Below are 14,580 nucleotides of genomic sequence, written 5' to 3' on the forward strand. Positions count from 1 at the left end.
CGTGGAACCGAAGAACGCGGAAGCGAAGGACGGGGCCCCGACGCGCCTGATCGTCGGCCCCTTCAACCGGGTCGAGGGCGACCTGGAGGTGCGGCTGGAGGTGGCCGACGGCGCCGTCGCCGCGGCCTACGTCAACGCCCCCCTGTTCCGCGGCTTCGAGCGCATCCTGGAGGGCCGCGCGCCCGGGGACGCGCTGGTGGTGGCACCGCGCATCTGCGGCATCTGCTCGGTCTCCCAGAGCCACGCAGCGGCCCTGGCGCTGGCGGCGGCGCAGGGGCCGGGGGCGGGAATGCCCGTCAACGGGCTGCTCGCCACCAACCTGATGACCGCCACCGAGAACGTGGCCGACCACCTCACCCACTTCCACCTGTTCTTCATGCCCGACTTCGCGCGCGCACCCTACGCCGGCCGGCCCTGGTTCGCCGCCGCCGAGGCGCGCTTCAAGGCGGCCACCGGCAGCGCCGTGCGCGCCGCCATCGCGGCCCGGGCGGAGCTGTTCCACGTGCTGGGGCTGATGGGCGGCAAGTGGCCGCACACCCTGACGCTGCGGCCGGGCGGCGTGGCGCGGGCGCTGGACGGCCGGGACCGCGTGCGCCTGATGGCCATCCTCGCGGCCTTCCGCCGCTTCCTGGAAACCTCCCTGTTCGGCGCCCGCCTGGAAGCGGTGGCTGAGCTGGCCGGGACCGACGATCTGGAGCGCTGGCGGACCGCCGGCCCGCCCGGCGACTTCCGCCTGTTCATGGAGATCGCCGCCGACCTGGGGCTGGAGCGGCTGGGGCGTGCCTACGACCGCTTCCTCAGCCATGGCGCCTACCCGCTGCCCGGCGGCGGCCATCTCTACGCCCGCGGCACCGTGGCCGACGGCCGCTCCGCCCCCTTCGACCCCGCGGCGGTGGCCGAGCACCACCGCTACAGCCGCATGGCCGGGCAGGACCGGCCGCACCCGCCCTTCGCCGGCTCGACCGAGCCGATCGGCGACCCCGACGACGACGGCTACACCTGGTGCAAGGCGCCGCGCCTGGACGGCCGCCCCTACGAGACCGGCGCCGTCGCCCGCCAGATGACGGACGGCCACCCGCTGGTGCGCGCGCTGGTGGCCCGCGACGGTGCCGGCGTGACCGCCCGCGTCGTCGCCCGCCTGCTGGAGCTGGCCCGCACCACCGTGGCGATGGAGGGCTGGGCCCGCACCCTCGACCCCGCCGGCCCCTGGTGCAGCGAAGGCGCCCTCCCCGACACCGCCCGCGCCGTCGGCCTGACCGAGGCGGCGCGCGGCGCGCTCGGCCACTGGCTGCGGATCGAGCGCGGCCGCATCGCCGGCTATCAGATCATCGCCCCCACCACCTGGAACTTCTCGCCCCGCGACCTGAACGGCGTTCCCGGCCCGCTGGAGGCCGCCCTGGTCGGCGCCCCCGTCCACCCCGGCGAAACCACCCCGCTGGCGGTGCAGCACGTGGTGCGCTCGTTCGACCCCTGCATGGTGTGCACCGTGCATTGACTTTAAGGGATTGTTTTCATTAATGCAGGCTTGCCGCGTTCGAAAAATTTCCGAAATTTGTTCGATATGGGTTCCGCATGCTGCGTCCGTGGACGGATACGGCCGCAAAGGGACAACGTGACCAGCCGGTCCTGTCCAACCTCCGCCACGCTCAGCACGTCCAGCGGACCCACAATTGATGTGTTGCAGTAGACACATCAATTGTGATACGTTTGCGAGATCAAGGGCGTGGAACACCATGGGCAAGCTGGCGACGATCGGGACGGTGCGAATCATCGTCCAGGGCCGCGACCACAACCCGCCTCACTTCCACGTCAAGGGACCGGGCGTCAACGCCCTGGTGCGCATCGACCCCGTCGCCGTCCTTCGCGGCTCCGTGCCCTCCGGCCTGTGGGCCGAGATCGCCGCTTGGGCCGTCGCCAATCGCGCCACCCTGGTCGCCGAGTGGACCCGCTGCAATCCCGAAGCCCCATCCGCTGAGAGGCAGGCGCCATGAGCGATGACGTCATTACCGGTATCGATCCCCGCCCCGTGCCGCTGATCGCCGCGGTCGAGGCCGGGCCGGGTACCATGCTGACCGTGCGCTGGCAAAGCGGCGGCGGCGTCTGCGTCGATCTGGCCGGCTGGATCAGCCTGCACGACGTCGCCGCCCTGCGCGTTCCCGGCATCTTCCTGAGGCCGGAGATCGGCGAGGATGGCGACACCGTCCAGTGGGCCGGGGATGAAAACCTGTCCATCGACAGCGTGCACCTTGAGTTGCTGGCTGAACAGCAAGCCGCTTTCGACGCGGCCGCTCTGGCCGCCTGGCAGAGCCGTCACAGCCTGTCCAACCGTGAAGCCGCCGACCTGTTCGGAGTGCACGTCAACACCTGGACCAATTATCGCAGCGCCACCAACCCGGTGCCTCGCGCCGTGACCATCGCGGCCCGCGCCATTGACCGCGACCCGCTGCTGCTCACCGCCTTCCTGCGCCCCCGCCGCCCCGGTCGCCCCCCGGCCGCCGCCGAGTAGGGGCGCCACGGGCTGACGCCGCGATCGCCGCCGTTCGACGTTGGAGGTGCGACACGTCCTCCCATCCTGGCGCCTTTACCTCCGCCGCCCTTCTGCGGTATGCCGGGTCTCCATCCGTGGCGAGAGTGGACGACGCCCATCCATGGCCGATCCTGCCATCCGTTCCCACCGGCCCGACACGGAGCCGCCCCCCTACACACCGCCCCGCCGGGTGTCGGCGGGAGAGCGGTTGAACGGTATGGTGCGGCTGATGCGGCCGCACCAGTGGATCAAGAACGGCTTCATCCCGGCGCCGCTGTTCTTCACGCCCGCGGCGGTCAGCGCCGCAACCGTGGCGACGGTGCTGCTGGGCACCCTGTGCTTCTGCCTGGTGGCGAGCGCGGTCTACATCCTGAACGACCGGCTCGACCGGGAGGTCGACCGCCGTCACCCGACCAAGTGCCGGCGCCCCCTGGCGGCGGGCACGGTCACGCCGGGGGCGGCCATGGTGATGATGGCGGTGCTGGCAGCCGGCGGGCTGGCCGGGGCGGCCCTGCTGTCGCCCGCCTTCATGGCGGTCGCCGCGGGCTATCTGCTGCTCAACGTCGGCTATTCGCTGGGGCTGAAGCACAGGGCGATCATCGACGTGCTGATCATCGCCATCGGCTTCGTCCTGCGGGTGGAGGCCGGGGCGCTCCTGGCCGGCGTGGTGCCCAGCGTGTGGATCATCGTCTGCACCTTCCTGCTGGCCCTGTTCCTGGCCCTGGCCAAGCGGCGGGACGACCTGGTCAAGCAGCTCGACGCCACCCACCGCCAAGCGCTGAACGGGTATTCCAAGCCCTTCCTGGATTCCGCGTTCACCGCAACGGCCGGGGCCCTGCTCGTCTCCTACGCCATCTACACCACTGACACGGACGTGATGGCGCGCCTGGGCAGCGAGCGACTGTACCTCACCATCCCCTTCGTCGCTGCCGGCATCCTGCGCTATCTGCAGATCATCTTCGTCGAGGAACGGTCCGGTTCGCCCACACGGATCGTGCTGACCGACGGCTTCATGATCGGCGCCGTTGCCGGTTGGATCGCCACCTTCGCCATCCTCCTCTACCTCTGAGAGGACCATCCCCGCCGTGCCGGCCTTCTCCCGCTCCTCCCTGCGCCGCGCCGAACACCTGACGGTGCTTGCGGTGGCGCTGACGCTGGGTGCCTTCGCCGCCGCCGGCGTCGCCACCGGCTGGCGCGAGGTGACGGCGCACCTGGCGCGGCTGGACGCGGCGGTGGTGGCCGGCCTGCTGGCCCTGTCGCTGGCCAACTACGCCGCGCGCGCGCTGCGCTGGCGCCTGTTCGAGGGGCGGCTGGGCATCCGCGTGCCGCCGGGGCACAGTGCGCTGTTCTTCACCGCCGGCTTCGCGCTCACCACCACCCCCGGCAAGGTCGGCGAGGCGCTGCGCCTGTGGCTGCTGGAGCGCCGCCACGCCATCCCCTACGCCCGCTCGGCCCCGCTGCTGATCGGCGACCGCATCGGCGACGCCAACGCGGTCATGGCCCTGTGCCTGCTCAGCCTCGTCGGCTTCGCCGCCTACGCGTGGCTCAGCCTCGTCTTCCTGGCGGCGCTCGTGGTGGCCAACGCCATGCTGCTGAAGCCGGCGCTGTTCGACCGGGCGATCGGCCTCGGCTTCCAACTGGCCGGGCGGGGGGCGCGGCTGTTCGCGGGTCTGCGGACCGCCCTGCGCCGCAACGCGCTGCTCTACGCGCCGCGCCTGTTCGCCGCCGCCCTGGTGCTCAGCATGGCCGGCTGGGCGGCGGAGAGCCTGGCGTTCCACTGGCTGCTCGCGACGCTGGGCGCCGATGTGGCGCCGGCGCAGAGCGTGTTCATCTTCGCCTTCGCCATGCTGGTCGGGGCGGCGTCCATGCTGCCGGGCGGCCTGGGCGGCACCGAGGCGACCATGATGGGGCTGCTGCTGGCCGTGGGGGTCGACGCCGACGTGGCGCTGGCGGCCACCGCCGTCATCCGCCTGACGACCCTGTGGTTCGCCGTGCTGCTGGGCTTCCTGGCGCTGCCGGCCGCCCTGCGCGTCGCCGGGCGCCCGGCCGCCGGGCGTCCGGGAGAGAGGAGCATCACGGCATGAGCCGCTGGAAGACCATCGCCCTGCCCGGCTGGGGCCGGCGCGACCGCGCGCCTCAGACCGCCGCCCGGCCGGAGCGGGTGGCGGAGGTGCGGGCCGCCGTGGCCGACGGCGTCGCTGCGGCCGGTGGCGTGCTGGCCCGCGGGCGCGGGCGCAGCTATGGCGACCAGGCGGTCAACGGCACGGGGCGGCTGATCCTGATGGAGCGGCTCGACCGCATCCTGTCCTTCGACGAGGGTACCGGCATTGCGGTGTGCGAGGCCGGGGTGACCTTCGCCGACCTGATGCGCGTGTTCCTGCCGAAGGGCTGGCTGGTCCCGGTGACGCCGGGCACCGCCTTCGCCACGCTGGGCGGCGCCGTCGCCAACGACGTGCACGGCAAGAACCACGACCGCGTCGGCAGCTTCGGCGACCACACCGCGTGGCTGCGGCTGCTGCTCCCGTCCGGCGAGACGCTGCGCGCCGCACCGGACGAGAACCCGGACGTCTTCGCCGCCACCATCGGCGGCTGCGGCCTGACCGGCGTGATCCTGGAGGTCGCGGTGCGGCTGGTGCGCACGCCGTCGCGCACCATGCGCGTGGCCGAACGGCGTATTCGCGACCTCGACGACTTCTTCGCCGCCTTCGTCGCGGCGCGCGACACCGCCACCCATTCCGTCGGCTGGATCGACGCGCTGGCGCAGGGCGGCGCCATGGGCCGCGGCATCCTGGAGACGGGGGAGATCGCCGACCACGACCCCGCCCCGCCGGTCCCGCCCCGGCCGCGGCGGGTTCCGGTGGAGTTTCCCGGCTTCGCCCTGACCCCCCTGTCGGTGGGCCTGTTCAACGCCGTCTACCGGCGCCGCGTGCCGGAGGGCGGGCGCGAGCGCGCGGTGCCCATGGAGCGGTTCTTCTACCCCCTCGATTCCCTGCTCGACTGGAACCGCATCTACGGCCGCCGCGGCTTCCACCAGTTCCAGTGCGTGATCCCCGACGCCGACGCCCGCGCCGGCGTGGGCCGCCTGCTGGAGGCCATCTCCGCCGCCCGCGCCGCCTCGTTCCTGGCCGTGCTGAAGACGCTGGGGGGCGAGGGGCGCGGCATGCTGTCGTTCCCCATGCGCGGCTACACCCTGGCGCTCGACCTGCCCCACGGCTCCGGCATCCCCGATCTGCTGGCGCGGCTGGAGCGCATCACCCTCGACCATGGCGGGCGCATCTACCTTGCCAAGGACTCCGCCCTGTCGGCCGACGGATTCGCCGCCATGCACCCGCGCCTCGGGGACTTCCGCGCCGTGCTGTCCCGTCTCGACCCCGACGGCCGCCTGTCCTCCGACATGGCGCGGCGCCTGCGCATCCGGGAGGACGCGGCATGACCGGTGAGACCTGGCTGATCCTCGGCGCCTCCTCCGCCGTCGCCCGCGCCTTCGCCCGCGCCGCGGCGGAGCGCGGCGACGCCGTGCTGCTGGCCGGCCGCGACGGCGACGACATGGCGCGCACCGCCGCCGACCTGCGCACCCGCTTCGGCACGCCGGCGGGCGTGCTGCCCTTCGACGCCGCCGACACGGACTCCCATGCCGCCTTCGTCGCCGCGGCCCGGCAGGCGACGCCCGGCACCCTCAACGTCTTCCTCGCCTTCGCCCTGATGCCCGACCAGACGGCCATGGAGACGGACGTGGCGCTCGCGCTGGCGTGCATCCGCACGACCTACCTCGGCGCGGTGTCGGTGCTGGCCCATCTGGCGCCGGTGCTGGAGGCGCAGGGGCGGGGCCGCGTGGTCGTGCTGGGCTCCGTCGCCGGCGACCGCGGCCGTCTGCCCAACCACATCTACGGCTCGGCTAAGGCCGGGCTGCACGCTTATGCGCAGGGGCTGCGGGCGCGCCTGCACCGCAAGGGAGTGACGGTCACCACGGTGAAGCCCGGCTTCCTCGACACCGCCATGACCTGGGGCCTGCCGGTGCCGCTCGCCGCCCCGCCGGACGCCTGCGCCCGCGCCTGCCTGGACGCCGCCGCAAGGGGGCGGGAGGTCCTGTACTTCCCCTGGTTCTGGCTGGGCATCATGACGATCATCCGCGCCATCCCCGAGCGCATCTTCAAGCGCCTGTCGATCTGACGGGACGCCCCCCCGCGCGCCTCAGGCGGCGGCACGGCGCCGGGCGTCCGTGAACGAAGGAGCGAGCTTGGCCTCCCGCTCGCGTACGGACTCGCGGGAGGAGACCGTCTGCGACAGCCCCGCTGTCACCGGCACGCCGGCGCGAAAGCGGCCGGAATTCTTGCGGCAACGTCTTCAGTCGAATTCAGTACATCCTGAATGACCTGCGACTGCCAATCGAAGTAAGGATTAAAGGTGAGGCGCGCATGAACCTTGCCCGGCTCCCGATAGTCCCAGTCGGAGTACCAGACGGGTTCACCCGACTGGCAGCGCGCCGTGGCCTCATCCGTCTGTCCGTTGAAGCAGATGCGTTCGCTGCCATGGCGCCCATACAGTGCGTTGTCCGGCGAGAACAGGATGCCCATGTGCGAGAACTGGCTGATGCGCTGCTGTGGAAGCGCATCGGTGCGCACCAGGATCCGCGACGAAGGGGTAGCCTCGGGCGGGATGTTTCCATACCAGATCAACCGGCTGGCCGCATGGGTGAAGCGGCACTTGAACAGGTGCCGCACATGGTGGACGTCGACGACGGAATCGTGCTCTGCGAGCACGAGGATCGCGGGACGATCGAAGGTTCGATGCCTCAGGTGCTTCCGGACCGCCACGCTGCTGCGGTAGAACTGGGCCAGGCCATTGGTGGGCACGATGTGATAGCGCAGCGGTGATTGCAGCGGATGTCTCTCGGGAGAGAGCAGCCAGGGCTTCACATGAACGAGCCACGGCGTGGCCCAGTCGAAGATCTCGTTCGAGCGGAATGCCGGGGAGAACAGCACCAGTCCACGAATATGGGGGTCGCCCAACGCATGGTCGAGCACCAAGTTGGCGCCGGTCGAAAAGCCTCCGAGCCAGACGTCGGCGAACTCCATCTGGAGCAGGCGGATTTGTTCACCGACCAGCCGTTGCCAGTCCTCCAGCCGGATGCCGATCAGGTCGGCAGGCTTGGTGCCATGTCCCGGCAGCAACAGCGTGCGCACCACATAGCCCCGATTGGCCAGATCGTGCGCCACATCGATGAAGGACCACGGCGAATCGCCCAATCCATGCACCAGCAGGATAGCCTTGGTGGTTGGCGTGGCCGGACGAAGCTCGAATGGGATGTTCCACTCGACTTCACCGTCCGGATTCTGCGTCTGGAAATTGCGATGCGCCCGAACCCGTTCCCGGGCAGTCTCGATATGGGTCCGGAAACCTGAGGAATTGTCCATGAGTTCCGCAGCGGCCCCTCGCACGGTGCACCCTCCTATCATCGCCGATCCCAATGCGGCAGCCACAAGAAGGAGCGTGGTGATGAGGTGTCCGGCCTGTCGTTTCATGTTCTTGTCTCGACCGATGGCAGTGAAGGTCCGTGCTGAGCGGCCAGGTGATCAACGGCTCAAGCCTGACATGCGGTGAAATCGTCGCATTATGTGTATGCCAGATCCACGATCCGGGCTATTCGCAGCGGTTGCGGCTGCTTTCGCACCGGCGTGGCGGTGACCGATGCGCGGCCCGCACGGTTCTTCCACCGTGACCATCGAACGCTCGGACCGGACCGCACACGGCCTATCGGCGATTCTGCGGCGATTGCTATAGCAGATCCTCAATCCGAAACGGCATCGAGCGCAGGCGCGTGCCGGTCGCATGGAAGATGGCGTTCGCGATCGCTGCCGATGCTCCGGCCATCACGACCTCACCAAGGTTCTTGAGCCCGGTGGAATTGGCCAACGGGTCCGGCTTGTCGACGAAACCGACCTCGATTTCGCCAATGTCAGCGTTTACGGCGACGAGGTATTCGGCAAGATCGCTGTTGAGATAGCCTCCGTAGCGGGGATCGATCTCGGTTGCTTCCCGCAAGGCTGCGCTGAAGGCCCAGACCACGCCGCCATGGACCTGGCTTCGCGCCGTGCGCGGGCTGATGACGCGACCGCAATCGACGATGCTGACGCAACGCGGCATCCGGATGCGGCGGGTGGTCGGTTCGACGCGGACTTCGACGAAATGGGCAATCCAGCTCATCGACGTGAAATCGGGATACTCCGGTCCGGCCGTCGCATCGCCACTCACCCGAAGATACTCCAGCGCCTCCGGAGCCTGGCCCGGTGCGACTTCGGAAACCTCAACCTGCAGGTAGGGGCGCCGGATGGTGGCCAGTTGCCGGTGGATGCTGCCCGGCACGGACCTGCCATCCAGGAGCTCTCGCAGGGCTGCCTGCATGTGCGTGACCGCCTTGAAGGTCGCCGGCACGCATCCGGCCGTGCCCCACGAGCCGGCCGTCTGGTGCTGCGGTGCTGCGCTCGTGTCGCCGACAACGACCTCCAGCCCCATCGGATCGATGTCCAACCCATCGAGCAGGACGTTGGCGATCGTCGTCTTGATGCCCTGTCCCATTTCATGGCCGGAAATCGCAATGCGTGTCTTGCCATTCGCGGTTATGCGCAAGGTCGCGATTGCGGGCGACATCGAAGACGGATAGTTGCCGAGCGCCATGCCCCAGCCGATTTGCGTCCCGTCGGGAGCGGTCATCGAACCGGGGGCGCGCGATCGCTGTGACCAGCCGAAACGGCGCGCACCCTCCGTGATGCATTCGGTGACGAACCGGGAGGAATACGGCTTGCCGGACATCGGATCAATTTGTCCGTCATTCTGCAGGCGAAGCGCGACGGGATCCATCCCGAGCTTGTGAGCGAGCTCATCGACCGCGCTCTCGAAGGCGAAACATGCCTGATGCGGGAACGGGCATCGCATGAACCCGGCATCCGGCCGGTCCAGACGAACCTGTATGCCGCCGCCATGGTAGTTCGCAATGTCATAGAGTCTGGGCGTTCCCTCATGGTACTCGGCGGGAGACAATCCGCCTGCGAGCGAATTCTCATGCTCGGCGACATACCGGACCGCGATCATCCTGCCGCTGGAATCGGCGCCGAGGCGAACATGATGCACGCTTTTCGGCCGGTAGGACGCGATATGGAAGATATGGCCGCGCGGGATGACAATCCTGACCGGCCTGCCGGTCAGGATGGCAGCATGCGCTGCGATCACCGAGTAGCCGTAAGCGTGGGCTTTTTGGCCGAAGCCGCCGCCGATCGAGGTGCTCTTCACGTCGATTCTGGCCGGGTCGATCCATAGCGAGGCGGCAATGGCGTTCTTGACGCCCATCGTATGCTGCGTCGTGTCGTAGATGGTCAGCCGTCCGTCCTCGAACACCGCCATCGCGCCCAGCAGCTCGAGCGGATTGTGATGCTGGGTTGGTGAAACATAGGTTTCGTCCACGACCACAGAGGCGCGGCCGAAGGCTTCCGCCGCATTCCCCGAGGTGATCTCTTCATCGATGGGTTCACGACGAGCGCCCGGGCTCTCCATCACAACCGAGAAAGGTTCTTCCTCGTATTCACCCGTGACTTTCTCCGCGCCCTCGATCGCGGCCTCGAGCGTCTCCGCGATGACCACTGCGATCGGTTGACCACGATAAGCAATCACGTCGACGACGGTGGAAGGAGCAGAAAAGCCCTCCTCCTCGTCTTCGTCATCCTCGCCGGTTGGGGCTTCGAAATCTGGATCCGGCTCCGGAAAATCCTTCGACGTAAGCAGTCGCAGCACGCCGGGGACGGCCAGCGCATCGGTCTCGTTGATCCGGACGACCGTTCCCTTGGCGATGGGAGAGGGGACGAGCACAGCATGGAGCATGCCCGGACTTTGGAAATCCGCCGCGTACCTGGTCGCGCCACGCACCTTGTCGAAGGCATCAATCCGCTCGCGATCGGGCAGTTTTTCGATGGACATCAAACTGTCCTCGTTCTTTCGGAAGCAATCATCAATGCATCCGCGAGTGTGCGGATGCCGAGTTCGACCTTGAAGCCATTGTGGCGGCCGGGCTGTGCGTTGACGAAAGCAAGCCGCGCTGCTTCCAGGGCTGTTTCGCGACGGATGGTCTTGCCAATCAGGAATTGCTCCGTCTCGGGGGCTCGCCAGGGCCGGGTCGCAACCCCGCCGAGCGCCACATGCGCGTGCTCGATCTTCCACCCGTTCAGCTCCAACGCCACTGCCGCGGATGCAAGGGCGAAGGCATAGGATTCCCGATCACGGACCTTGTGGTACGTTGAATGCAAGCCGGAAGCGGTCTTGGGAATGATGATCTCGGTGATCAACTCGCCGCGTTTGAGGTCGAACTCGAGGTGTGGAGTGTTTCCCGGCAGGCGGTAGAGACCCGAGACGGGAAGGTCGCGCCGACCGTTCGGCCCAAAGATATTGATGCGCGCATCAAGCGCGGTCAGCGCGACCGGCCAATCGCCCGGAGAAACAGCCGTACAGGCGCCGCTGACGCCGAGAACCGCCTGGGTACGATCGAGACCGCCGATGGCCGCGCAGCCGCTTCCCGGCTCGCGCTTGTTGCAGGGATAGATGCTGCCTGCCGAGGCGATTGCGCCGGCTCCGTGCCGGAAATACGAGCACCGCGTCCGCTGGAGCAGGTTCGCTCCTACGGTCGCCATGTTGCGCAATTGTTGCGAAGCACCCTTCAGCAGGGCTTCCGTCAGGATCGGGTAGTCGCGCGCAATGGTCGGATTTTCCGCGACATTGCTCATCGTCGCATTCGCGCCGATGCGCAATTCGGAGCCCGACGTCGAGATCGCATCATACCCAATGCGCGTTATATCGATCAGCCGGCTGGGACGTTCCACCCTGAGCTTCATGAGATCAAAAAGTGACGTTCCGCCGGCAACGTAGCATGCACCGGCTTCGGACATAAGCTCGCTTACTGCCTGCTCGGCACTGGTTGGGACGCTGTAGGCTATCGGTTCCATCAGCCCCTCCTCATTTTTGCGGCCGCGTCCGCGATCGCAGCGACGATGCCCGGATAGGCCCCGCATCGGCAGAGGTTCCCGCTCATGAATTCGCGTATTTCTTCAGGTGAATTCGCGTGCCCCTCGTTCACGCAGGCTATGGCAGCCATGATCTGGCCGGGTGTGCAGTACCCGCATTGAAGAGCGTCATGGTCGATGAAGGCTTGCTGCATCACATGCAACTCGCCACCGCTGCCAATCCCCTCGATGGTGGTGATCTCGCGACCGTCGGCCCAGGCAGCGAAGGTCAGGCAGGACAGGATTCTCTGACCATCAACATGCACGGTACAGGCGCCGCATTGACCCTGGCCGCAACCTTTTTTCGTTCCCGTCAGCCCCAGGGTATCCCGCAAGACATCCAGAAGTGATGCGCGCGCGTCGATCGTCAGATGGACGGGCTGTCCGTTGACCTTTGTCCTGAGGATAGCCCTGTTTGGTTCGGGTACGACCGGTTCGTGCGCTGCTCCGTCGCCTTGCGCAACGGCGTGATCGTCAACAAGTATTCCGAACGCCGCCACGGCAACCGGCCCCTTCAGGGTTGTCCGGCGGCTGATCGCGAGGTCCGCCGCGACACCGTTCGCCGGCTCTCCGACGGCGCGGTCCTCGCCCTGCTCAATGCCGGATGCAGACGAGCGCAGCGCGCACTTCTGGAGGCACGATGGAAGATGATCGGAAGCTCTGTCTGCCACTCGTCTGTTCTCCAAGCCTGTTCATTGCGCTTCGACAACATAAGGCGTGTCGTGACGGCTTGAGTGTAGTGTGGCAGCGTCGCGGCCGTGTGCCGGACGGGCGGCGGAAATGTAATCGAGTGTCGCAAAATTCCGATTTGCGACAGCAGATTACAAAAAGTTGGCTAAGTCTTGAGCGTGGTTTCAGGTAATCTCTGCGTCATGACAACGACACCGAACATCCTGATCGTGGACGACCATCGCGAGATCCGGGACGCGCTGAAGCGCTATCTCGAGCGGAACGGTTTTCGCGCCACCGCCGTCGAGAGCACGAAGGCAATGGACAAAGCGATGGCCGAAAGCCGTTTCGATCTCGTCGTGCTTGATATCATGATGCCTGGCGAAGATGGCCTCTCTGCCTGCCGCCGTCTCCGTGTTGAACGTGACGTCGGCGTGTTGATGCTGACCGCGCTCGGTGAGGACACCGACAGGATCATCGGCCTCGAACTCGGCGCCGACGACTATCTCGCCAAACCTTTCAATCCCAGAGAGGTCCTTGCGCGCATCAAGGCGATCCTGCGCCGAACGGAACGCCCGCAGGTGGCGCTCGGCGGGCCATATGGCGGCAAGCGCTTGCGCTTCGACCGGTGGACGCTCGATGTCGATCGCCGTATCCTGATCGATGAGGATAACAAGGAAGTGGCCCTGACAATGGGCGACTATCAGCTTCTTGTAGCCTTCCTCGAACGTCCCCGCATGGTTTTATCACGCGATCGGCTGCTTGACCTGACCAGCGGGCGCGAGGCGACCCTATTCGATCGGGCAATCGACAATCAGGTGAGCCGCCTGCGGCGAAAAATCGAACGGGACGTGACAAGCCCCGAACTGATCGCAACGGTCAGAGGCGGCGGGTACTGTTTCATGGTCGACGTCACGGAGAACACGTGAAAATCCGTTTCGAAAGGCCGCGATCCATCCGTGGCCAGCTTGTCGCACTTCTGCTCCTGGCATTGGCCCTCGTGCAGTGTCTCAGCGTCTGGCTGTTCATCAAGGAACGAAGCGACTCGATTCTCGCAACGTTGGCCAAGGACGGCACCAGCCGTGTCCTGACGGTCGCCAATGCGCTCGAGGCAGCGCCGGGCGATAGGCACTCCGCCATCATGCAAGCCGCGGAGTCGCTCGATTTCCGGCTGAGCATCGACCGCAGTGCGCTTTCGGATGCCCCCGGCGCCGACCCGCTCTCGTTCCCGTCGGCGCACATCCGGAGCGTCCTCGCGGCTTCGCCTCAGCGGTCGGTCCGTCTGGCTCTGATTGAAGGTGAAGCGATGGCGGCCCTGCCGACCGGCTTGAGCCACGACGAGGATGACGACCCCTATCAGCTCGCTGTTTCCGCCTCCCTGCGAGACGGGCGATGGCTGAATGCGCGCATCGATACCGGAGGACCGCCTTTGCAATGGGCGTGGCCGGCCCTTGCCTCGATGCTCCTGACGGGCGCGGCAGTGATCGCCGTCGTGTGGGTGCTCGTCGGGCGCATTTCGCGCCCGCTGCAACAGCTTGCTGAGAATGCTGAACGCCTCGGGCGAGGCGGCGCGGTTCAACCGATGGGGGGCTCGGGACCCGACGAAGTGCGGCGCCTCGCGACGGCTTTCGACGATATGTCGGACCGGCTGACCAGGCTGCTTGCGGAGCGAGCAACCATGCTGGCGGCACTCGGCCATGACCTTCGCTCTCCGATCACCGCCATGCGCCTGAGACTCGAAATGGTCGACGAGGAGGAAACGCGGGAGCGCATGGGCAACTGCCTGGATGAGATGCAGACCCTCGTTGAATCGGCTCTCGCTCTCGCACGCGGGGCGGGGACCGCAGAGCCGATGGTTCGTGTGGACCTCGGTCGGATGCTCGGACACCTGGTCGATGAATTGCGGGAGGCGGGTGGCGATGCGAGCGCGTCCATTACGGATGACGTCATCGTTGAAGCTCGGCAAGCCAGCCTGAAAAGGGCTGTGCGCAACATCGCTGAGAATGCGATACGCTATGGGGGACAGGCGTGGATCACGCTCCTACGCAGCGAAGACCGCGCACTCATCATTATCGAGGACAACGGGCCGGGCATCCCTGTCCAAGAGCGGGAGCGTGTCTTTGAACCATTCGTGCGGCTTGAAACGTCGCGCAGCCGCGACACCGGAGGTTCGGGGCTCGGTCTCGCGATCTCGAAAATGGTGGTCGAGTCGAATGGCGGCTCCCTGACGGCTGAGGATGCACGCAATGGCGGTGCCCGCTTCGTCGTCAGCCTTCCGGTGAACGCACCGGGCCTATCCGGAATTTCGTGCTCGGCGGGGTTATCCTGAAGCAGAAGGAG

Annotated in this window: 13 protein-coding genes; 9 read left to right on the plus strand and 4 right to left on the minus strand. The window is 67.3% G+C overall.

Annotated features, from left to right (window positions below):
• Position 1: 1 nt before the first annotated feature.
• The 7 genes from G472_RS0116480 (at position 2) to G472_RS0116510 (ending at position 6,697) form a co-directional block, all read left to right on the plus strand.
• Positions 2-1,495, plus strand: coding sequence for a nickel-dependent hydrogenase large subunit (locus G472_RS0116480; RefSeq protein ID WP_245593511.1), 1,494 nt, complete (start codon positions 2-4; stop codon positions 1,493-1,495).
• Between the two features lie 238 nt (positions 1,496-1,733).
• Positions 1,734-1,991 carry a DUF4160 domain-containing protein gene (locus tag G472_RS0116485; RefSeq protein WP_029009283.1) on the plus strand — a complete coding sequence of 86 codons (258 nt, stop codon included), beginning with the start codon at positions 1,734-1,736 and terminating at the stop codon, positions 1,989-1,991.
• Positions 1,988-2,506, plus strand: a complete 519-nt coding sequence (locus G472_RS0116490) for a hypothetical protein (RefSeq protein ID WP_051340910.1) — start codon at positions 1,988-1,990, stop codon at positions 2,504-2,506. The genes G472_RS0116485 and G472_RS0116490 overlap by 4 nt, the downstream gene beginning before the upstream one ends.
• A 142-nt stretch (positions 2,507-2,648) precedes the next feature.
• Positions 2,649-3,596 carry a decaprenyl-phosphate phosphoribosyltransferase gene (locus tag G472_RS0116495; protein WP_084536699.1) on the plus strand — a complete coding sequence of 316 codons (948 nt, stop codon included), beginning with the start codon at positions 2,649-2,651 and terminating at the stop codon, positions 3,594-3,596.
• Positions 3,597-3,612: 16 nt separating this feature from the next.
• The gene (locus tag G472_RS33675) at positions 3,613-4,611 is read left to right on the plus strand and encodes a lysylphosphatidylglycerol synthase transmembrane domain-containing protein (protein WP_051340911.1); all 999 of its coding nucleotides are present in this window, start codon (positions 3,613-3,615) and stop codon (positions 4,609-4,611) included.
• Positions 4,608-5,960, plus strand: a complete 1,353-nt coding sequence (locus tag G472_RS0116505) for an FAD-binding oxidoreductase (RefSeq protein ID WP_029009286.1) — start codon at positions 4,608-4,610, stop codon at positions 5,958-5,960. Before G472_RS33675 ends, G472_RS0116505 begins: the two co-directional genes overlap by 4 nt.
• Complete coding sequence (locus G472_RS0116510) at positions 5,957-6,697, plus strand: SDR family NAD(P)-dependent oxidoreductase (RefSeq protein WP_029009287.1); 741 nt, start codon at positions 5,957-5,959, stop codon at positions 6,695-6,697. Before G472_RS0116505 ends, G472_RS0116510 begins: the two co-directional genes overlap by 4 nt.
• A gap of 125 nt (positions 6,698-6,822) precedes the next feature.
• Here G472_RS0116510 and G472_RS33680 read toward each other — a convergent pair whose 3' ends face one another.
• The 4 genes from G472_RS33680 to G472_RS40805 form a co-directional block, all read right to left on the minus strand.
• Positions 6,823-8,049, minus strand: coding sequence for an alpha/beta hydrolase (locus G472_RS33680; protein ID WP_084536701.1), 1,227 nt, complete (start codon positions 8,047-8,049; stop codon positions 6,823-6,825).
• 253 nt (positions 8,050-8,302) lie between these two features.
• A complete protein-coding gene (locus G472_RS0116520) occupies positions 8,303-10,495 on the minus strand; it encodes a xanthine dehydrogenase family protein molybdopterin-binding subunit (protein ID WP_029009288.1) in 2,193 nt (730 codons plus the stop codon).
• Positions 10,495-11,514, minus strand: coding sequence for an FAD binding domain-containing protein (locus G472_RS0116525; protein WP_029009289.1), 1,020 nt, complete (start codon positions 11,512-11,514; stop codon positions 10,495-10,497). Before G472_RS0116525 ends, G472_RS0116520 begins: the two co-directional genes overlap by 1 nt.
• Positions 11,514-12,242, minus strand: a complete 729-nt coding sequence (locus G472_RS40805; RefSeq protein ID WP_425387989.1) for a (2Fe-2S)-binding protein — start codon at positions 12,240-12,242, stop codon at positions 11,514-11,516. The genes G472_RS0116525 and G472_RS40805 overlap by 1 nt, the downstream gene beginning before the upstream one ends.
• Positions 12,243-12,443: 201 nt before the next feature.
• Between G472_RS40805 and G472_RS0116535 the strand changes: the two genes are divergently transcribed.
• Together G472_RS0116535 and G472_RS33685 are read left to right on the plus strand one after the other, a co-directional pair.
• Positions 12,444-13,169: a response regulator gene (locus G472_RS0116535; protein WP_029009291.1), complete on the plus strand. Its 726-nt coding sequence runs from the start codon at positions 12,444-12,446 to the stop codon at positions 13,167-13,169.
• Complete coding sequence (locus G472_RS33685) at positions 13,166-14,569, plus strand: sensor histidine kinase (protein ID WP_051340913.1); 1,404 nt, start codon at positions 13,166-13,168, stop codon at positions 14,567-14,569. The genes G472_RS0116535 and G472_RS33685 overlap by 4 nt, the downstream gene beginning before the upstream one ends.
• Positions 14,570-14,580: the final 11 nt, after the last annotated feature.

Origin of the sequence: Azospirillum halopraeferens DSM 3675 (genome assembly GCF_000429625.1) — a bacterium.
Classification (GTDB): domain Bacteria; phylum Pseudomonadota; class Alphaproteobacteria; order Azospirillales; family Azospirillaceae; genus Azospirillum; species Azospirillum halopraeferens.